Annotated in this window: 29 protein-coding genes; 18 read left to right on the forward strand and 11 right to left on the reverse strand. The window is 64.1% G+C overall.

Going from position 1 to position 16334, the window contains the following annotated elements:
- Positions 1-4: 4 nt before the first annotated feature.
- From P9236_RS16765 to P9236_RS16780, 4 genes are all read right to left on the reverse strand, one after another.
- Positions 5-361 (reverse strand): hypothetical protein, encoded by a 357-nt coding sequence (locus tag P9236_RS16765; RefSeq protein ID WP_278075752.1) that lies wholly within the window; start codon positions 359-361, stop codon positions 5-7.
- Positions 362-508: 147 nt separating this feature from the next.
- Positions 509-778 (reverse strand): hypothetical protein, encoded by a 270-nt coding sequence (locus P9236_RS16770; protein WP_278075753.1) that lies wholly within the window; start codon positions 776-778, stop codon positions 509-511.
- A gap of 176 nt (positions 779-954) precedes the next feature.
- Complete coding sequence (locus tag P9236_RS16775) at positions 955-1407, reverse strand: hypothetical protein (RefSeq protein ID WP_278075754.1); 453 nt, start codon at positions 1405-1407, stop codon at positions 955-957.
- A 135-nt stretch (positions 1408-1542) separates the two neighbouring features.
- On the reverse strand, positions 1543-1875 hold the full coding sequence (locus tag P9236_RS16780) for a hypothetical protein (RefSeq protein ID WP_278075755.1): 333 nt from the start codon (positions 1873-1875) through the stop codon (positions 1543-1545).
- Between the two features lie 339 nt (positions 1876-2214).
- On the opposite strand from P9236_RS16780, the gene P9236_RS16785 reads away from it, so the two are divergent.
- The 5 genes from P9236_RS16785 (at position 2215) to P9236_RS16805 (ending at position 5337) form a co-directional block, all read left to right on the forward strand.
- Positions 2215-2724 carry a hypothetical protein gene (locus tag P9236_RS16785; protein WP_278075756.1) on the forward strand — a complete coding sequence of 170 codons (510 nt, stop codon included), beginning with the start codon at positions 2215-2217 and terminating at the stop codon, positions 2722-2724.
- Positions 2717-3130, forward strand: a complete 414-nt coding sequence (locus P9236_RS16790; protein WP_278075757.1) for a hypothetical protein — start codon at positions 2717-2719, stop codon at positions 3128-3130. Before P9236_RS16785 ends, P9236_RS16790 begins: the two co-directional genes overlap by 8 nt.
- Positions 3093-3767: a terminase family protein gene (locus tag P9236_RS16795; protein ID WP_278075758.1), complete on the forward strand. Its 675-nt coding sequence runs from the start codon at positions 3093-3095 to the stop codon at positions 3765-3767. The genes P9236_RS16790 and P9236_RS16795 overlap by 38 nt, the downstream gene beginning before the upstream one ends.
- A 288-nt stretch (positions 3768-4055) precedes the next feature.
- Positions 4056-4409 (forward strand): hypothetical protein, encoded by a 354-nt coding sequence (locus P9236_RS16800; RefSeq protein WP_278075759.1) that lies wholly within the window; start codon positions 4056-4058, stop codon positions 4407-4409.
- A 172-nt stretch (positions 4410-4581) separates the two neighbouring features.
- The gene (locus P9236_RS16805; RefSeq protein WP_278075760.1) at positions 4582-5337 is read left to right on the forward strand and encodes a terminase family protein; all 756 of its coding nucleotides are present in this window, start codon (positions 4582-4584) and stop codon (positions 5335-5337) included.
- A gap of 150 nt (positions 5338-5487) precedes the next feature.
- Here the strand turns inward: P9236_RS16805 and P9236_RS16810 are convergent, their stop codons facing one another.
- Positions 5488-5859, reverse strand: coding sequence for a nuclear transport factor 2 family protein (locus tag P9236_RS16810; protein ID WP_278075761.1), 372 nt, complete (start codon positions 5857-5859; stop codon positions 5488-5490).
- 121 nt (positions 5860-5980) lie between these two features.
- Between P9236_RS16810 and P9236_RS16815 the strand changes: the two genes are divergently transcribed.
- From P9236_RS16815 to msrA, 11 genes are all read left to right on the forward strand, one after another.
- Positions 5981-6550 (forward strand): hypothetical protein, encoded by a 570-nt coding sequence (locus P9236_RS16815; protein ID WP_278075762.1) that lies wholly within the window; start codon positions 5981-5983, stop codon positions 6548-6550.
- Positions 6519-6644, forward strand: a complete 126-nt coding sequence (locus P9236_RS16820; protein ID WP_278075763.1) for a hypothetical protein — start codon at positions 6519-6521, stop codon at positions 6642-6644. The genes P9236_RS16815 and P9236_RS16820 overlap by 32 nt, the downstream gene beginning before the upstream one ends.
- A 258-nt stretch (positions 6645-6902) precedes the next feature.
- Positions 6903-8063 (forward strand): acyltransferase, encoded by a 1161-nt coding sequence (locus P9236_RS16825; protein WP_278075764.1) that lies wholly within the window; start codon positions 6903-6905, stop codon positions 8061-8063.
- Positions 8064-8230: 167 nt separating this feature from the next.
- The gene (locus tag P9236_RS16830; RefSeq protein ID WP_278075765.1) at positions 8231-10015 is read left to right on the forward strand and encodes a portal protein; all 1785 of its coding nucleotides are present in this window, start codon (positions 8231-8233) and stop codon (positions 10013-10015) included.
- Positions 10016-10453: 438 nt separating this feature from the next.
- The gene (locus tag P9236_RS16835) at positions 10454-11185 is read left to right on the forward strand and encodes a glycosyl hydrolase 108 family protein (RefSeq protein ID WP_278075766.1); all 732 of its coding nucleotides are present in this window, start codon (positions 10454-10456) and stop codon (positions 11183-11185) included.
- The gene (locus P9236_RS16840) at positions 11182-11385 is read left to right on the forward strand and encodes a hypothetical protein (protein ID WP_278075767.1); all 204 of its coding nucleotides are present in this window, start codon (positions 11182-11184) and stop codon (positions 11383-11385) included. The genes P9236_RS16835 and P9236_RS16840 overlap by 4 nt, the downstream gene beginning before the upstream one ends.
- 104 nt (positions 11386-11489) lie before the next feature.
- Complete coding sequence (locus P9236_RS16845) at positions 11490-11729, forward strand: ABC transporter permease (protein WP_278075768.1); 240 nt, start codon at positions 11490-11492, stop codon at positions 11727-11729.
- Entirely contained in the window at positions 11714-11908 is a 195-nt protein-coding gene (locus tag P9236_RS16850; RefSeq protein WP_278075769.1) for a hypothetical protein, read from the forward strand. Before P9236_RS16845 ends, P9236_RS16850 begins: the two co-directional genes overlap by 16 nt.
- Positions 11908-12231: a hypothetical protein gene (locus P9236_RS16855; protein ID WP_278075770.1), complete on the forward strand. Its 324-nt coding sequence runs from the start codon at positions 11908-11910 to the stop codon at positions 12229-12231. The genes P9236_RS16850 and P9236_RS16855 overlap by 1 nt, the downstream gene beginning before the upstream one ends.
- An 88-nt stretch (positions 12232-12319) precedes the next feature.
- Positions 12320-12550: a hypothetical protein gene (locus P9236_RS16860; RefSeq protein WP_278075771.1), complete on the forward strand. Its 231-nt coding sequence runs from the start codon at positions 12320-12322 to the stop codon at positions 12548-12550.
- A 166-nt stretch (positions 12551-12716) separates the two neighbouring features.
- On the forward strand, positions 12717-13235 hold the full coding sequence (msrA, locus tag P9236_RS16865) for a peptide-methionine (S)-S-oxide reductase MsrA (RefSeq protein WP_278075772.1): 519 nt from the start codon (positions 12717-12719) through the stop codon (positions 13233-13235).
- 118 nt (positions 13236-13353) lie between these two features.
- On the opposite strand, the gene P9236_RS16870 is transcribed toward msrA, so the two are convergent.
- Positions 13354-13500: a hypothetical protein gene (locus tag P9236_RS16870; RefSeq protein WP_278075773.1), complete on the reverse strand. Its 147-nt coding sequence runs from the start codon at positions 13498-13500 to the stop codon at positions 13354-13356.
- Positions 13501-13715: 215 nt separating this feature from the next.
- Here P9236_RS16870 and P9236_RS16875 point away from each other — a divergent pair, with 215 nt between their 5' ends.
- Entirely contained in the window at positions 13716-13979 is a 264-nt protein-coding gene (locus P9236_RS16875; RefSeq protein WP_278075774.1) for a hypothetical protein, read from the forward strand.
- Between the two features lie 23 nt (positions 13980-14002).
- Here P9236_RS16875 and P9236_RS16880 read toward each other — a convergent pair whose 3' ends face one another.
- The 3 genes from P9236_RS16880 to P9236_RS16890 form a co-directional block, all read right to left on the reverse strand.
- Positions 14003-14548, reverse strand: coding sequence for a hypothetical protein (locus tag P9236_RS16880; RefSeq protein WP_278075775.1), 546 nt, complete (start codon positions 14546-14548; stop codon positions 14003-14005).
- Complete coding sequence (locus P9236_RS16885) at positions 14532-14750, reverse strand: hypothetical protein (protein WP_278075776.1); 219 nt, start codon at positions 14748-14750, stop codon at positions 14532-14534. The genes P9236_RS16880 and P9236_RS16885 overlap by 17 nt, the downstream gene beginning before the upstream one ends.
- A 362-nt stretch (positions 14751-15112) precedes the next feature.
- Positions 15113-15565: a GFA family protein gene (locus tag P9236_RS16890; RefSeq protein WP_278075777.1), complete on the reverse strand. Its 453-nt coding sequence runs from the start codon at positions 15563-15565 to the stop codon at positions 15113-15115.
- Here P9236_RS16890 and P9236_RS16895 point away from each other — a divergent pair.
- Positions 15564-15692 (forward strand): hypothetical protein, encoded by a 129-nt coding sequence (locus P9236_RS16895; RefSeq protein ID WP_278075778.1) that lies wholly within the window; start codon positions 15564-15566, stop codon positions 15690-15692. The two genes, P9236_RS16890 and P9236_RS16895, sit on opposite strands and share 2 nt — an antisense overlap.
- A 3-nt stretch (positions 15693-15695) precedes the next feature.
- On the opposite strand, the gene P9236_RS16900 is transcribed toward P9236_RS16895, so the two are convergent.
- Positions 15696-15986 carry a hypothetical protein gene (locus P9236_RS16900; protein ID WP_278075779.1) on the reverse strand — a complete coding sequence of 97 codons (291 nt, stop codon included), beginning with the start codon at positions 15984-15986 and terminating at the stop codon, positions 15696-15698.
- A 51-nt stretch (positions 15987-16037) separates the two neighbouring features.
- On the reverse strand, positions 16038-16205 hold the full coding sequence (locus P9236_RS16905; protein ID WP_278075780.1) for a Thivi_2564 family membrane protein: 168 nt from the start codon (positions 16203-16205) through the stop codon (positions 16038-16040).
- Positions 16206-16334: the final 129 nt, after the last annotated feature.

Raw genomic sequence — 16334 nt, forward strand, 5'->3', positions numbered from 1 at the left:
CACCCTATTGCCTGCCTTGCAGGATGCGCACGAAGCGGCTGTTGTCGGCCGTCTGGGAATGGATGCCCTGAATGTCGCGATAGGTAAGGCGGCCGCTCGCCCACGCATTGAAGAATCGGCTGCAGAACGCGGCTGGAACGCGCGCGACGCTGACGTTCATGAGCTTTGCCACAGCCTGCCTGTCCTTCAATTGTTCTGACCCCATCTGCTTGGTGCAATCGGCGATGATTCCTCGCTTGAGGGCAGGGCTGCCCTGCATCGCCGCTTGCGCACTGTTCCATCGGCTTTCTTTGGCGCTGGTGCAGCCGGCCAGAACTAAGGCGCCGAGCAGCACCGCGCCAAAACGCATTTCGAAACGCATCCGTCCTCCTGAAATCAAATCGCGCCCGAACCGAGCAAAATTCCATGACGCGAACAAGGCGGGCTCAGGTGTGTTCCAAGTAATTAGCCGGGGCCACTACTCCACGACTTCTCAGTGGGCGAAGGCGCCACAAGCTGCCGGCGCCGTCTACGCTTCCATCAGGCGCTCGCCATATTCGCTCCAGAGCTGCTTGGCCTCGCGGCAGCCGAGCGGCGGCGTCGAGCGATCGCCGTAGGAGATGGCGACGGCGCTGAGATCGTACTGGCCGTCGGCCTCGGCGATGAAGCGGATGGCTTCGCCGAGCGGCCTCGAATGGAAAATCGGATCCGCCTGGCCCCGGCCCAGGCTGCGAACGCCCGAAATGCTTGCTGGCACATGCCGCATCCGAAAGACGGATGCCATGGCAGGTTTGTCCATGCCCGCTCTCCGCGATTCCAATGCGGAATGATTCCATAAGGTTCGGCTAATGACCAGCCCGTGCAATGGCCGCTGTGGACCGGCCTTCTTGGCAGGCGACGAGACGGAAAACCGCCTTGCGCCTTTCTGCGAGAGCATGCGACGGAGCGACGAGGCGGGCGAGCCCGCCTCGCGCATCAGCGATGCCAGCGATGGAACCAGTCAGGCTCGGGCTGTGAGCCTCTTGCGATGGCCAGCCCGATCAGCACGCCGAACAGCCCGCCGATCGCGACCGCGGTGGAAATGGTGCCGGGATTCTGCTGCACCGTTTCGGATACGCTATGCGCCTGGCTGCGCAGTTGCTTTGCCGCGCGCGAGGCGCGATCGGTCGCGCCGCTGTATAAGTCGGAAGCGCGGTCGGCAGCGCTTTGATACCAGCCGTGCGCCGTCTCCTCGGCCTGGTCGGCGAGCATCCGGTTGAGCCGGCTCACCTCGCGCTTCAGCTCCGCGATCTGCTTCTTCATCGCCGCCTCGGAAGTGCCCGAAGCGCGTGCGCTGCGGCGCGCAGCGCTTCTGTTGCGCGCGGCGCTCGTCGTGCCCTTGCCATTGCCGCTTGTCTGACCGGCGGTGCCTATGTCGTTGTCTGCCATCGGTTTTCTCCTTTTTCTTCTTGCAACGGCCACGACGGGGCATGGTTCCCGCAAAGGCGCCGCGGCCGCAAAAAGCAAGGGCCGTGGAGCGAACCCCACGGCCCTTGCGGCGAAACTTGCAACGATATCGCGGCCTTACTTGCCGCAATTCTTGTCGTTGACGGTCGGCGCGGTGGTACCGGGCGACAGGTTACTGGCATCCGACTGAGCGCCCTGCGGACCCGGCGCACAGTTGCGGTCGGCGTTCGAGTTCATGCCGTCGTCATAGGTCGGGCCGCCGGAAATGCTGCCGGTCGTGCCGGGATCGACGGTATCTGAATTGGGAACGACCGTCTGGCTGCTGCCGCCGTTCGTATCGCCTGCGGCGCCTGAACGCGTGCCCGAGCCCATGTGGCCGGCACTCTGGGCCATCGCCGCCGTGGCAAGACCGATCGTGAGCGCCGAGGCCGCAAGAATGGTTTTCAACATGATTTTCTCCTTTTCTTGGCGAAAGGTCGTCGCGTCGCGACATGGGCCAACTGCTCGGGTCGCCCATGGTTCCGACAAAAATGTCCACCTGCGGCGACCTGTCCCGGTCAGACAGTTTTGACGACCGACCGTTGGCGAGGTTCAAAGGGGATAGGAATATTTACCTGAAGGCATTGCCCGGTGGGGGCAGCCATGCTATGATTTTCCTTATGACGACCCGCCGAGAGGCGGGTTTTGTTTTGTGGCCGCACCTTTGAATAGAAACCTTAGCAGCGCTGGCGGGACAGAGGGGGGGTTGGCGGGAACTCGACCCTCAATTTGAATCTGCGGAAGTCTTGCATGCCACGTTATGCCACCATCATCACCGGCGATGACGGCGCCGAGATCGTCAGCGCCATCGGCGAGTTCGAGGGCGCGCACGTGCCGCGCCGCGCCGGCCGCGCCGAGGAAGTCGCCCCCGGCGTGCGCATCGGCATGGTCCGCGGCGGCCCGGTCGACGCGGTCGCCGGCTTCGGCTTTCCGCGCCAGGGCCTGGACCATTCGGCGATCGCCGCCGCTGCGGCGACGCTGAAGGCAGCAGCGCCGAAGCTGCCGATCTCTCCCCAAGTGGGGGAGATGGCCGGTCCACCCTCCGAAGCTGCAGCGCAGCTGCTGCGGAAGACGGGCAGGACAGGCGCTGTCCCGCCAGCCTTGCCAATTGGCCTGGCTGCATCCAACCAGGTTGACCAGGCCGCGTCGCCAAGGCGAGTTCGCGCAAAGCCGCGCAGGAAGCCGGCGCGCAAAGCCGCCAAGGCGCGCGCGGTTCGTTCCGCCAGAGCGCCGGCAGCCGACGCGGCCGCCAATGGCTGACGGAGCAGGCAAGGCGCGGCGCAAGAGTGCTGGCGCCAGCACGGCAAGGGCGAAACCCGCAAGGGCGAAGCCGGCCGCCACGCCGGTCACCCGCCAAAAGCGCTCCAAGAAGACGCTGGGCGACGATTTCGCCGCGGCACTGCGCGCCGATTTTCGCGCTCACGGCGCCGGCGTCATCGCCGCCGTTCGAGCGGAAAAGCCGGAGCAGTATCTGAAAGTCGTGCTGACCATGCTGCCGAAAGAATTCTCGCAAGGTCTCGATGCCAACCAGAACAGTCTCGGTCAATTGAGCGATGAGGAGATCCGTAGCCGCATCCTCGGCCTTGAAGCCAGCCTCCGGCCGTTCCTCAACGGTGATGCGGACGTATTTGGCGCTGCTCGAGGAACTGGATCGCCGACGTCGTAGCAATCAGCTCGCCGCCTACGCGCCTTACGAACGCCAGGCCGAGTTCCACGCGGCGGGGGCGACGAACCGCGAGCGCCTGTTCATGGCCGGCAACCAGCTCGGCAAGACCAGGGCAGGGGGCGCGGAATGGGCCATGCACCTCACCGGCCGCTATCCCGACTGGTGGGCGGGCAAGGTCTTCGACACGCCGGTCCGGCTCTGGGCCGCCGGCGTTACCGGCGAGGGCACGCGCGACAATCCGCAACGCGTTCTGGTCGGCCCGCCGCAGCAGCAGGCCGCCTGGGGCACCGGCATGATCCCGGCCGACGCCATCGCCGAAACGGTGATGGGCCGCGGCGCGCCGGGTGCGCTGGACAGCGTTGTGGTGCGCTGGGGCGGTGGCGGCGACGTGCAGGCGGGCGAAAGCGTGCTTTCTTTCAAGAGCTACGAAAAGGGCCGCGAGAAATGGCAGGGCGAGACGCTGCACGGCGTCTGGTTCGACGAGGAACCGCCGCTGGATATCTATTCCGAAGGCCTGACCCGCACCAATGCCACGAACGGCATCACCATGGTGACGTTCACGCCGCTGCTCGGGATGAGTGATGTCGTGTTGAGGTTTTTGAGTGCGGAGGCGGTAGAGAGGATCGGGAAGGGGTGAGTGGCATGGCTCCCCCTTCTCCCCTTGTGGGAGAAGGTGGCCTCGCGAAGCGAGGTCGGATGAGGGGTGCTCCAGCTTGGCAATGACTTTTGTCTAGTAACGCGCTCGGCGACAGATTGCCAACGCCTCACTCCTTCCAACACCCCTCATCTGTCTCGGCGCTACCGCGCCGACCCACCTTCTCCCGCAAGCGGAGAAGGAGAAACTGTGCCGAAACCATGATCTGCGATGCCGCTTGGATTGCAACCAAGGGGCGAGTAGCTTCCGGCGCGACTTCGGGAGCCTATCGTGCGCAACTTTCCAAATCTCCTGTTCGCCTGCGCTCTGCTTTCCGCCTGCAGCGGCAGCGGCGACTGGCGCACCGATGCGATCGCCTCTGCCGAGGACAAGATGCGCGGCCTGGTCAACGATCCTGCCGCCACTTTCTCTCATGTCCAACTCACCGGCAACAGCGCGACCGGCCAGACCTGCGGCGTCATCGCCGCCAAGATCGGCGCCTTCACCAAGCAGGCCCGCTTCATCGTCTATATCGACAACACCGCCGGCCCCTTCGTCGAGCCGGGCATGGGCCAATCCATGTCGCAGGCCGACTTCGACTGGGCCTGGAAGAACGACTGCGTGAACGAGGGGTATAAGGGTTGAGCGCGAACCCTCCTTCTCCCCCTGTGGGAGAAGGTGGCCTCGCGAAGCGAGGTCGGATGAGGGGTGTTCCAGGGAACGCAAGCGTCTCACTCCGCTGGATCACCCCTCATCCGTCTCGGCGCTGCGCGCCGATCCACCTTCTCCCACAGGGGGAGAAGGAGAAGGCAGTGCCATGTCCCGACACGTCACTTTCATGACCATCGACGATGCCGGGCACTATACGCCTGAGCAACGCGCAGAGATCATCGCCGCCTATCCCGAGCATGAACGCGAGGCCCGCGCGAAAGGCATTCCGGTGCTGGGTTCCGGCCGCATCTTTCCGGTGCCGGAGGAGATGATCGCCTGCGAGGCTTTCAAGTTGCCGCGCTGGTGGCCGCGCCTAGGCGCGCTCGATTTCGGCTGGGACCATCCGTCCGCCGCGGTCGAGCTGGCCTGGGATACCGAGGCCGATGTCGTCTACGTGACGAAGGCGCACCGCGCCGCCCAGCAGACGCCGGCCATGCAGGCGCTGGCGCTGAAAGCCTGGGGCGAGTGGCTGCCCTTCGCCTGGCCGCGCGACGGCCGCCGCGAGACACTGGAGGGCGCCGGCGTCGCCCTCGCAAAACAATATGAAGCGCACGGCCTGAACATGCTTGGCAACCACGCCCGCTTCCCCGACGGCTCGGTCTCGGTCGAGGCAGGGCTGATGGAGATGCTCGACCGCATGCAGTCCGGCCGCTTCAAGGTGTTTTCCACCCTCCACGCCTGGTTCGAGGAATTCCGATTGTTCCACCGCAAGAACGGCCAGGTGGTCAAGCTGCGCGACGACCTGATGGCCGCAACGCGCTACGGCGTAATGATGCTGCGCGAAGCCATGGTCGACCCGGCGGAGTTCAAGGCGGCGCGGCGTTCGGCGGGGCAGACCGATCCGCTGGCGGCGTTTCGGTGAGGTTGAAGCTGCCTTCCTCGCCCCGTTTACGGGGATAGGATGCCGGCAGGCAGGTGAGGGGCAGCGCCAGCTTCTCAGACGCGCTGCCCCTCATCCGCCCTTCGGGCACCTTCTCCCCGTGCTGCCATTCTTCGCTTGTGGCCCAAGCTGCTACTCGACGATCTTCCAGTACGAATCCTTGCGGATCACCTTGCCGTCGCGGAACGTGTAGAAGTCGCAACCCCGGACTTCCTTTCTCGTCCCGTCGCGGGCGGTACCGGTGAGGAGCCATTTCGAGATGCCGGTATTGGCCGCCGCATCGACGAAATGCTCGCCGTTGCCGTAATGAACATCGGGCAAGCCTTCAAAACGTGTGGCCAGTGCGTCGCGGACTTTCCCTTTGCCCTCGAAGCGGGAACCCCATGGCTTGTCGCCCCTGGGCATTTCCAGGACGCAATCGTCGGCAAAGCACGCCATGATGCGATCGAGATCGTGGGCATTGAAGGCGTCGCATAGCTCCGTCAGTATCGATCGAATGTCCATTCGCCCGTCTCCTCAGTCGGGTGGCCGATAAGTGCGCGTCCGATCAGCGAAGTAGGTCACCGGCGGCCATGCCGGTCAAGGCCCCCGAGGTTCGCCAGAACGCATCCCGACTGCTCTGCCCATGCCCGCCCGCATCCTCCCCGCCACGCTCCGCGACCTCTCTTACATCGCCGCCAATCTGCGCCCCGAGGATCGGGCCGAGATCGACTGCCAGCTCGATGATTGGTCGCCGGCGCTCTTGGCGCTGACGGCGCTGCAGGGCTTTGCCTATGTCGCCGAGCTCGACGGCAATCCGGAGGTCGGCTTCGGCGCCGCCGAGCAGCGCACCGGCCTGTGGATCGCCTGGAGCTGGGGCACGCGCCGTATGAAGCGCTGCGTGCCGCAGATCACGCGCTTCTTCCATGCGGTGCTCGGGCCTCAGGTTGCGGCGCGCGGCGCCTGGCGGGTCGAGGCGAGGGCGCTTGCCGAAAACGAGCTTGCCTTGCGCTGGCTGGACCGGCTCGGCGCCACCCAACGCTGCCGCCTGCCGGGTTATGGCAGGAACGGCGAAGATTTCTTCCTCTATGACTGGACAACAGAAAGCTGGAACCATGTGTCTCTTTCAGAAACCGCCCGCACTGAAGCCGCTGCCAACGGTGCCGACCGCCGAGGACAGGGACGTGCAAGCGCGCGAAGCCGCATTGCGGGCTGAGCTCGAACAGCGCCAGGGCACGCTCTCCACGGTGAAGACCGATCTGGCGCCCAGCGACGTCGCCGGCCGGCGCCGCGTGCTGCTCGGAGTCTGACGCCATGACCGCGATGAAACGCAGTTTTCGCAGGCGCGTGCTGGACTGGTGGTACTGGCGACAACATGCGCGGCTGGTGAAGAAAAGAAGGCAAGGAGCGTAGTTTCTTCCAGCAAACAAAGGTGGAGATCGGCAGTTCCCGCGACGCTGAGTTACCGCGCGCCTTCGTAACAGTCGCCGGCAATTCGTCATCTCCGGCCGGGTTGACAAATCGCACCCCCTGATCATGCTGCACTGCAACATGATCAGGAGGTCGGCATGACGCAAATCCGGTCGCGCATCGAATGCCTAGACGGTCTCCGCGCCGCTGCCGCGTTGTGGGTTCTGGTTGGGCACTGCCTGATCCTCACAGGCTGGCATATCCCGGTGCTTGGCGATCCTGCCCTGGGCGTCGACCTATTCATTATGCTCTCCGGCTTCCTGATGGTGTTCCACTATCAGCTGCGCCAGGATCGGGAGCCTTGGCAAAGCCCTGCAACGTGGCTGAAATTCTGGACGCGACGCTATTTCCGCATCGCGCCCCTGTTTTATGTCATGCTCTTCTTTGCGCTGGCGCTCGGGCCACGGCTTTATGAGTCCCGTATCGCCATCGATGCTTTCTTGCAGCGAGCTCCGCAGGCGCCCGAGCGCTTTCTCGACGACGGCCTGAAGAACATCGTCGCCCACCTGACATTCCTGTTCGGCCTGTCGCCGAACCTCGCCTATCGAACGCCGCTGCCCGACTGGAGCCTGGGGCTGGAGATGCAGTTCTACGGGGTTTTTCCGGCGCTTATGCTGCTGGTGCGCGGCTTCGGTTGGGTCTGGGGCGCGCTGTTCGTGGCGGCGCTCGGCGGCCTCGCGGTGGTGGCCCTTTCCATGGTGTCGATCCACTTCCCAATGCCGTCCTTCCTGCCGCTGAAGATCCAGGTGTTTCTTTGCGGCATGCTGCTTGCGGGCGTGGCGCATCAGAGACGGCCGCGGCCGCTGCTCCATCTGGCTTTGGCGATGGCGCTCGCTGCCATCCCCTTCGGTGGTGGCTATGGGCTTTCGAAGTTCCTGATACGCGAAGCGCTGGTGATGGGCTTTTTTGCCCTCGTGCTCTATCCGATGCTGCCCGGCGTGGCGGGCGCCGCGGCGCGAAAGCTTGCCATCGCGATGGGAGGCGGCGCCTTTCGTGTCCTGGGCGAGCTCTCCTACAGCATCTATCTGATCCACCTTCTGATTTTGCAGCCCGTCGCGGCCTTCGTCATTGCCCGCTATGGCCACGAGCTGGACGCGCCGCTCCGCTTCGCCCTTGTGTTGGTGATCGTGCTGCCGCTGGTCTGTGCTCTGTCCTGGTTTACCTACACGCTTGTCGAAATGCCTGGGCAGAAGCTAGGCCTTGCGCTTCTGCGCTGGCTCGGCCGAAAGCCTGCGTCGGAGCCCAGTCCCGCAGAATAGAGGCGAGCCGTCACGGTGTGCGTCGCTAGGCACGCGTCGGGGATGAAGTCTTCTGGCTGACCGCCGCCCACCGTGGGTGAATCTTCGCGCCTCCTCCGAACCGCTCCGCGCCTGTTGCGGGACAAGAAGTCCAGCTGGCGACGCCGTCAAACATATGAGATCCATCCATGACCGATTCCCGCGCCCGCGATATCCTGTCGCGACAGGCCGAACTCGAGACCGAACGCGCCGCCTATGAGCCCGTCTGGGAGGCGGTGGCGGAATTCTGCGATCCGGACGCGCCCGACATCTGGTCGGGTCGGCGCACCAGCCGCGGCGAGAGCCAGGCCGAGCGGCAGGAGCGGCGCGGCAGCCGTGTCTACGCTAACACCATCAACTCGGCCGCCAACCGGCTCGCCGCCGGGCTGGAGAGCCTGATCATCCCGCAGTCGGAAAAATGGCATGGGCTGACCACCGCCGAGATGGACGACGAGGAGAGCGATGAAGAGAAGGAATGGGCGGAGAGCTTGCGCGATTTCCTGTTCGCGCTGCGCTATTCCGCCAACTCCAATTTCGTGCCGGCGACGCAGGCCTGCCTCAGGAATGTCGTGCGCTACGGTCCGGCCTATCTCTATGCCGAGGAAGGGTTCGGCGGCACGCTGATCCGCTACGCCTCGATCCCCGTGGTCGAAGGCTATCTGTCGCGCAACCGCTGGGGCCAGGTCGACACCTTCCACCGCCGCTACGAGCGCACGGCGCGCCAGGCGGCGCAGCTGCTCGGCTACGAAAAACTGCCGGCGCGCATCAGGGCGCTGGTCGACGACCCCGCCAAATGCGAGGAGAAGATTTCGCTCATCCAGTGCATCGAGCCGCGCGACGAGCGGCGCATGTACCGCTCGGGCGGATCCTACCAATATCTCGACGCGGCCTTCGCCTCCTACCACGTCGTCGAGGACGAGGAGGAGATCGTGCGCGAGAGTGGCTTTCGCACCTTCCCGGTCTCGACCTTCAACTGGCGCCGTTACGAGGGCGACGCCTATCGCAAGCTGACGCTGACCTGCGTCGCCGGCGCCGGCACCTTGCCCACCAGCGCCGACGGCATCTGGCTGATCTTCACCCGCGCCGGCGACAAGGGCGCCGACGGCACCGGCGTGGGCGACTTTTCCGGGCCGGCTTCCTCGGTGACGGACAACATCGTCACCTTCGCCGGCACCACGGGCAAGGCGGGCAAGGACAGCGGCGTGGCGGTGGGAACCCTGGTTGCGGGGCCGGTCTCGGCCACGAGCGACAACATCGCGACGTTCAACGGCGCGACGGGCAAGGTGGTGAAGGACAGCGGCGTCGCGGTCTCGAGCCTGGCGCCGAAGGCCAGCCCGGCGTTTTCGGGCACACCCACCGCTCCCACGCAAGCCGCCGGCGACAACAGCACCAAGCTCGCGACCACCGCCTATGTCGACACGACATTCGCACCGAAGGCCAGCCCGACATTTACCGGAACGCCGGCCGCGCCGACCGCCTCCGGCGGCACGAACTCCACGCAACTCGCCACCACGGCTTTCGTGGCGAATGCTATCTCGCCTCTGGCGACCTCGGCCTCGGTGACCTCCGGCCTCGCCGCAAAGGTGGATATCGCGACGGCAAAGCTTCAGGGTTTCTACGAGAGCGCGCAGCAGACGTGGACGAATGGAGGGGCACTAACGCTGGCACATGGGCTCGGTGTGAAGCCGAAGTTGTACGCTGCTCTTCTCGTGTGCCAGACGGCAGAAGGCGGTTATTCAGTTGGTGATGAGGTGTTGATGAACCCATCATCGAACGAAGCAGGCTCCAACCGAGGTCTCAGTTTGGTTCCAGACGCCACGAACATGAACGTAAGGTTTGGCAGCGGCGGGTGTCAGATCACCCGCAAGGACACAGGAGCGTTCCTCAACCCCACAATGACAAACTGGAAATTCGTTGTGAGAGCTTGGGCGTAGACTCGGCAAGCGGGCTTGCAAAACGCAGAATTGGAACAGCCAAATGACGTAGCGTTCTAGATCACCCGGTCCGCCGCACGCTCCCCGGCAACCCGCACGCCACCCGTGCCCTCGCATTCCGCGCAGCGCACGCTCACCCCAGGGCACCTGTGCTGATGCGTTCCCGCCGGGCAGCAGTGGCCGTTCGAACTGCGCCATCTTGGGCATTCGAACATCGTGCCGGTGCCGCCACAACCCTGGCACTCGCCTGTTTGCGATAACCTCAAACTCATTTTGCCCAACCCTGCGGCGCCGTGACGCCGCTACCGGCGGATCCCCAACCGCCATCTCTTAACATTACCACACGGCATTTAAGGTTTCTCTAAAGCGCAAAATCCGCGCGAATACAATTCGCCGGCAAAACTTTTTCTACCGCGCGCCAACTCCAAGGAGCCTCCCATGGACCGCAACTTCGCGCGGGCGCTTGCGCTCGTGCTCGAATCCGAAGGCGGCTGGTCGGACAAAGAAGCCGATCCCGGCGGCGCCACCATGAAGGGCGTCACACTCGCCAACTTCCGCCGTTACGTGAAGGCCGACGCCGGCAAGGACGATCTGAAGAAGATCACGGACGCGCAAGTCGCCACCGTCTATCGGCGTTTCTACTGGGATGCGGTGGCCGGCGCGGAACTGCCCGACGGCATCGACTATACCGTGTTCGACTTCGCGGTGAACAGCGGACCGGGCAGGGCGGCGAAATACCTGCAGGCCGCGCTCGGCGTCGCCCAGGATGGCCGCATCGGCCCGGCCACGCTCGCCGCGGCCCGGGCGAAACCCGCCGGCGTCGTCATCGACACGGTTTGCGATGCGCGGCTCGCCTTCCTTGAGCGGCTGCCGACCTGGCCGACCTTCGGCAAGGGCTGGAGCGCGCGCGTCGCCTCCGTGCGCGCCGAGGCGCTGCTCATCTCGGCGCAGCCTGCGGTGCCCCGCCAGCCTTCGCCGCGAGCGCCGGAGTCGGACGTCGCGCCGCCAGCCGTTGCCGCATCTGGCGATCATGGCGTCCCGCGGGCCGCTCCATCGGCACCGCCCGCCAAGGCGGCCGGCATCCTCGCCCTGGTCGCGCTGGCGCTCGGCTCGGCCGCCGCCTGGCTCGCGCATCTCCCCTGCAATCTTCTCGGAGTTTTCTGCCAATGATCGCCGTCATCATCCGCATCGCGCTGCGCTACGGCGCCGGCGTTCTCGTCGCGCGCGGCCTGCTCGGCGCCGGCGATGCCGCTGCGCTGTCGGCCGATTCCGACATCCAGATGGCGCTCGAAACCGGCATCGGCCTGGCGCTCAGCCTGGTCACCGAGGCCTGGTACGCGCTCGCCCGCAAATTCCACTGGTCGAAGTGAGGCAGCAAAATGGTCGAGGTCGTCACCGAACTCATCCGTCAGGCTTTGCCCTGGGTCGTCGCCGCGCTGCTTTTCATCGGCGCGCTTGTCGTGTGGTGGCTGGCATGACGGCGCTCTTGTCCGTCCTCTCCGGCAATCCGGCGATCCTTGGCGTGCTGACGTCCGTCATTGCGGCGCTTGGCTGGGGCTTACACCAAAGGCTCGCCGGCGCCAGGGCCGAGCGCGCCAGGCAGACCGAAGCCGAGGCTGCGACCCGCGCGCTTGCCGACCAGGTCGACAACGATATCGGCGCACTGCCCGCCGGTGCGGTCAAGAAGGAGCTGAAATCATGGGCAAGGGACTGATCGCCGCCGTTCTCGTCACCGCGCTCAGCGGCTGCGCCACGGCTAAAGGCGGCTTCTGCGCGGTCTCCTCACCGCTGCGCCTCACCGGCAGGGCCGTCGATATGCTGTCGGACGAGGAGGCGAGGGCGCTCCTCGCCCACAACCGCAAGGGCGAGAAACTCTGCGGCTGGGGGCCCTGATGCACGACATCTTCGATCTGCTCGGCGTCAAGGGCCAGGTGGTGGCCGCCGGTCTCGCCGGCGGGGTGCTGAGGGCACTGTCGCGCCATCGCTACAAATTGCGCGAGATGGTGGCCTCGCCGATCTGCGGCGCTTTAGCCGCCGCCTATCTGACACTGCCGGTCGTCGCCTGGATCCAGGCCAGCGGCCTGCCGATGCCCGACGCCGCCGACGACACCACCACTTTAGCCGCCGCCTTCCTCATCGGGGTGTCAGCCATGTGGATTTCGGACATCGTGTTCGAGGTGGTGGTGAGGCGCTTCAGGTCCGCGCCGGAAGAATAAAGAAACTCCAAAATCTCCGTGAACCAATTTGCGCCGCCTCGCGACATATGGGTGCAAATGAACACCATCTACCCATGGAGATTTTCCAATGACTGCAATCCTGCGCAATGCACTTCTCGCCGCCGTGGCCGTCTCGGCCTTGGCCGGCTCCGCGATGGCCGGCCAGCAGATCTACGAATGCGACAACACGCCGACCAACAAGCTCTGGGCCGGCCGCTGCTGCGGCGTCGGCGACGCCAACTGCCTCGGTGGCGAAAGCAAGGGGCATGACCGGGGCAATCCCGGCAACAACGGCAGGGGCGACAAGGGGCCCAAGTGAGGCCGACCTCAGGGTGCCGATGCTCGCTGCCCAACCGGCGAGCATCGGCAGAAACCCTGCGCTGCGTTTTGTTGAGTTCGTTTCCCTCCGCCCTTCCGATCGCTTGAGCGGCTGGAAGAAGCAGGCCACAACCCCCACCTATGGAGAAATCCAAAGGAGGTTTGATATGGCTTCTTCCGAACGCGCGGTCCTTGCCGGAGGCTGCTTCTGGGGCATGCAGGATCTGATCCGCCGCTTCCCCGGAGTGATCTCCACCCGTGTCGGCTACAGCGGCGGCGACGTGCCGAACGCAACCTACCGCAATCACGGCACCCATGCCGAGGCGATCGAAATCATCTTCGATCCTGCCAAGACCAGCTTCCGCACGCTGCTCGAGTTCTTCTTCCAGATTCACGATCCGACGACCAGAAACCGTCAGGGCAACGACGTCGGCATGAGCTACCGTTCGGCGATCTTCTACACCAGCGACGAGCAGAAGCGGGTGGCCGAGGACACCATCGCCGATGTCGACGCCTCAGGCTTATGGCCGGGCAAGGTGGTCACCGAGCTCGCTCCGGCCGGCCCCTTCTGGGAGGCCGAGCCCGAGCATCAGGATTATCTGGAACGCTACCCCAACGGCTACACCTGTCATTTCGTCCGGCCGGGCTGGAAGCTTCCCGTCCGCGAAAAAGCGGCCGCATCATAAAATGGCGGCTACGCGCTAGCCTCTCGTCCGCGATCACGCCCGCCGTGCCGAAAGGCATGGCGGGTTTTTTTGCGTTCCGGCGCTGTTCCGGCCGGAGCGCGTCGGCAAGATGGCGACCTCAACCCTTGGCTCGGCGGTTCTCGTTCTCGTGGCTGCCGATCCAATGGGCGCGGATGCGGTCGCTGACTTCGAGATAGGCCATGTCGATGAGGTAGGTCAGAAGCTTTTCGCCGTCGGCTTCAGCCTTCTGGCGAAGCTCCCGCAAGATCCCCTGCGCAAACTGCAAGTTTTCCATTTTGCTTGGCTGGTTCACTGGTGCCCCCAATGTCTGCATGGGAAGTTTGGCTCACTATACTTGTACGAAGATTGTGGTCTGATTAACGGCGTAGCTATATCCGGTTGCTCCTGCGCTCGATCGGCAAAGCTGTTGGACATATCGCGAAAATGTCGATATTTTACGCCCCCAATCGGATAGCGACCATGCACGAAGACGAGGGCAGCACTCCCGACAAGTTGCAAGCCATGCTTGACGTGATTGCCGGGAGCGAACCTTCGAGTGGGGAGGCCGATGTCGGAAGGCTGCAGGCCGACGCCATCAAAGCCGCCAATGTGCTGGTCGAACTCTATGGCGATGCCGCGCTCGAGCGAGCCAGGCTCATCGAGCGCCGCTCGCCCCGGTCGCATTTCGCGCGCATGGTGACGGCAGAGGTCGGCAGGCGCAGCAAGCTGCCGCCCGGAAGCTAGCCTAGAGACTGGCAAGGGCCGCTTCACGACGATTTGCGCCTCCTCGATTTTTCGCCAAGTCTCTGCTGGATCTCTTCCTGGATGTTGTCCAGGAGGTAGGACAGCATGTCGTGCCCGGCCGACTGCGCGATCTCCTGGGCCTGCTCGACATGGTTGTGCATTTCGCGCAGCGAATACTCCTCGCGCGCGGCATCCTGCGTCAGGTCGACGAACCAGCCGGGATAGAGCGCTGCCTCGCCCATGCCATCGACATAGCATTGGCCGACGGCCAGAATCTTTCGCAGTCCCATCTTTTCCGATCGGACCTTGCAGACCTCGCGGAAGCCTGACCTTCGCTCTATGGCCTTGCGGATCGCCAGCCGAATCCTAGGCTGGTCTTCCCGGTCTATGCTTTGCATCCACCGTTCCAGTGGCGCGCCGTGCGAGAATTCCTCGAGTGTCAGGTCGAAATAAGCAGACAGATTGGCATCACCATAGACGCGGTCGCGCTTGATGTCCCAGGTCCAAAACCCGTCGATCGGTGGATACCGCATGTGCACGTTGCGGCCGCGTTCAGGCGCCCACGTCATGAAAACCGCCCCGTCCGGTTTCAAGATTCGGTAGCACTATGTCGCAAAATTCCAAAGAAACAAAGGTGTAATTTTTTACAAGGCTGGAGATCATGGGCGCCGCTGCTTGCTTGTGCAGCTTGAAGGCATAGTTGCCGCGACCGGAAATACAAATGGTGAAGATTTTCTCTCGCTGAAACGATTTACACTGCGCTGTCGTCATGGAAGCTTGGTACTTCGTGCGACAAGCAAAATCGCGTGAATTCGAATGCAACCTTAAGGTTGTATTCGACCGGATGCGTAGCCAAGGACGGACATTCTATCGATTTTGCAAGGCCGGCGCGGCAATGCTGGTGTGTTGCCTGAGCCGCGCCGGCCAAAGCGGCCTCCAAAAGGTTTCGCCGCGCCGTGGATGCTAACGACCGTTGCCGCGCCGGCAAACCGACCGGTGGTTGAAAAAACGCGAACTTCCAAAGAACATAAGGTCCCGCGCTCGGCGTATAGCCATTTTCTGAGCGGATCAGCGGCTCCCAGGGACCGAAGCTTTCTCAGGTCTAGGACTTAAGCCCTGGCGCAGCCAAGAACTTAGGCTGACTTCCGATACGGCTCGCGCCCCGGCTCCGGGTCACCGCCATCGGCCGCCGAATCGTCGGCGGTCCTGTCATGTTCGAACTGGCGCGCCTCGGGCAGTGGATACAACCAGTGCTCGCGTCGGCCGATCCACAGTTCATAGCTTGGCTCCAAGCCTTCTGTCGGCGCGACGTCCAGGCTGCCGATCATCACCTCGACCTCGTCCTCGCCGACCGATGGCAGGCGGCTGCCGCAAGTCGGGCAGAAGCTGCGTCCGCCATAGGTGCCGGTGATTCCCGTGCTTTCGAATGCCTGGCGCGGCCACACGGCAAAGGTTTGGTAGGCCGATCCGCTGGTCTTGCGGCAGTCCTTGCAATGGCAAAGACCGACCCTCAGCGGCGCGCCGGTCACCCGGAACTGGACGCCGCCGCACAGGCAACTGCCGCTGCGCATGATATCGTCGGACATGGCGTTTCCTCCTCATCCCGCGACGCAGACCAAATTCCAGTTCAACGTCTTGGCGTCGCCCGGGCGTTCCCGCTACAATTCGCGCGAAGCCGCGACGGTTCCCGACATGCTTGCCAAGGCGAAGTGATTCTCAATTCGGAAAACCGAGGACCGGCTCCTCGCAACGATAGACGCGGCATGGACCGTCGCGGGTCGGAACCGCGATCGACATCGGGATTTCCGGCCAGTCGCACTCGTTGCCGTATTGGCGCACGAAACGGTCGTAGGTGTTGGGCCCGGTTGTCAGCACCGCGGCGTGCCGGCTCCGGATCAGCGCCTGCGTCTCGGCACAGGTCATGGCGCGCGTGTCGGGCCGCGCATCGGCGGCGCCGACGGTCGACAATATCGCGCAGGCAACAAGGGCGATCGACAGGCTTTTCATGCAGACACCGCTTCCCAGTCATGGCTTTGCGATGACAGATATGGTTCGCCGCTAGAACACCGCAAGATATCTGAGCAGCGAGATGATGCCGATGATGATGACGACGACCTGGGCGATCTGTCTTGTTCGGCCGTCGAGCGGTAGGCGCTGGATGAGATAAAGCACCAGGATCACCACAAGGAATGTGATCAGGATGCCGATGAGAATCGATACACCCATTTGCCTGCCTCCAGTTGTCCCAAGTGGGCTGGCTCCAACGTTGCGGACACTGGAATGGTTCCAGATCCGAGGAAGACGCGTTTAGACGACGGCCGAGAACAGGGCAGAGGTGACCAGCCCATATGGCGG

This window comes from Mesorhizobium sp. WSM4884 (assembly GCF_029625675.1).
Classification (GTDB): domain Bacteria; phylum Pseudomonadota; class Alphaproteobacteria; order Rhizobiales; family Rhizobiaceae; genus Mesorhizobium.

Excerpts from the sequence above, each read along its gene's own strand:
- P9236_RS16765 (WP_278075752.1), bottom strand. The coding sequence starts at position 361 with ATGCGTTTCGAAATGCGTTTTGGCGCGGTGCTGCTCGGCGCCTTAGTT.
- P9236_RS16770 (WP_278075753.1), bottom strand. The coding sequence starts at position 778 with ATGGACAAACCTGCCATGGCATCCGTCTTTCGGATGCGGCATGTGCCA.
- P9236_RS16775 (WP_278075754.1), bottom strand. The coding sequence starts at position 1,407 with ATGGCAGACAACGACATAGGCACCGCCGGTCAGACAAGCGGCAATGGC.
- P9236_RS16780 (WP_278075755.1), bottom strand. The coding sequence starts at position 1,875 with ATGTTGAAAACCATTCTTGCGGCCTCGGCGCTCACGATCGGTCTTGCC.
- P9236_RS16785 (WP_278075756.1), top strand. The coding sequence starts at position 2,215 with ATGCCACGTTATGCCACCATCATCACCGGCGATGACGGCGCCGAGATC.
- P9236_RS16790 (WP_278075757.1), top strand. The coding sequence starts at position 2,717 with ATGGCTGACGGAGCAGGCAAGGCGCGGCGCAAGAGTGCTGGCGCCAGC.
- P9236_RS16805 (WP_278075760.1), top strand. The coding sequence starts at position 4,582 with ATGTCCCGACACGTCACTTTCATGACCATCGACGATGCCGGGCACTAT.
- P9236_RS16810 (WP_278075761.1), bottom strand. The coding sequence starts at position 5,859 with ATGGACATTCGATCGATACTGACGGAGCTATGCGACGCCTTCAATGCC.
- P9236_RS16815 (WP_278075762.1), top strand. The coding sequence starts at position 5,981 with ATGCCCGCCCGCATCCTCCCCGCCACGCTCCGCGACCTCTCTTACATC.
- P9236_RS16825 (WP_278075764.1), top strand. The coding sequence starts at position 6,903 with ATGACGCAAATCCGGTCGCGCATCGAATGCCTAGACGGTCTCCGCGCC.
- P9236_RS16830 (WP_278075765.1), top strand. The coding sequence starts at position 8,231 with ATGACCGATTCCCGCGCCCGCGATATCCTGTCGCGACAGGCCGAACTC.
- P9236_RS16835 (WP_278075766.1), top strand. The coding sequence starts at position 10,454 with ATGGACCGCAACTTCGCGCGGGCGCTTGCGCTCGTGCTCGAATCCGAA.
- P9236_RS16840 (WP_278075767.1), top strand. The coding sequence starts at position 11,182 with ATGATCGCCGTCATCATCCGCATCGCGCTGCGCTACGGCGCCGGCGTT.
- P9236_RS16845 (WP_278075768.1), top strand. The coding sequence starts at position 11,490 with ATGACGGCGCTCTTGTCCGTCCTCTCCGGCAATCCGGCGATCCTTGGC.
- P9236_RS16850 (WP_278075769.1), top strand. The coding sequence starts at position 11,714 with ATGGGCAAGGGACTGATCGCCGCCGTTCTCGTCACCGCGCTCAGCGGC.
- P9236_RS16855 (WP_278075770.1), top strand. The coding sequence starts at position 11,908 with ATGCACGACATCTTCGATCTGCTCGGCGTCAAGGGCCAGGTGGTGGCC.
- P9236_RS16860 (WP_278075771.1), top strand. The coding sequence starts at position 12,320 with ATGACTGCAATCCTGCGCAATGCACTTCTCGCCGCCGTGGCCGTCTCG.
- msrA (WP_278075772.1), top strand. The coding sequence starts at position 12,717 with ATGGCTTCTTCCGAACGCGCGGTCCTTGCCGGAGGCTGCTTCTGGGGC.
- P9236_RS16875 (WP_278075774.1), top strand. The coding sequence starts at position 13,716 with ATGCACGAAGACGAGGGCAGCACTCCCGACAAGTTGCAAGCCATGCTT.
- P9236_RS16880 (WP_278075775.1), bottom strand. The coding sequence starts at position 14,548 with ATGACGTGGGCGCCTGAACGCGGCCGCAACGTGCACATGCGGTATCCA.
- P9236_RS16885 (WP_278075776.1), bottom strand. The coding sequence starts at position 14,750 with ATGACGACAGCGCAGTGTAAATCGTTTCAGCGAGAGAAAATCTTCACC.
- P9236_RS16895 (WP_278075778.1), top strand. The coding sequence starts at position 15,564 with ATGGCGTTTCCTCCTCATCCCGCGACGCAGACCAAATTCCAGTTCAAC.
- P9236_RS16890 (WP_278075777.1), bottom strand. The coding sequence starts at position 15,565 with ATGTCCGACGATATCATGCGCAGCGGCAGTTGCCTGTGCGGCGGCGTC.
- P9236_RS16900 (WP_278075779.1), bottom strand. The coding sequence starts at position 15,986 with ATGAAAAGCCTGTCGATCGCCCTTGTTGCCTGCGCGATATTGTCGACC.
- P9236_RS16905 (WP_278075780.1), bottom strand. The coding sequence starts at position 16,205 with ATGGGTGTATCGATTCTCATCGGCATCCTGATCACATTCCTTGTGGTG.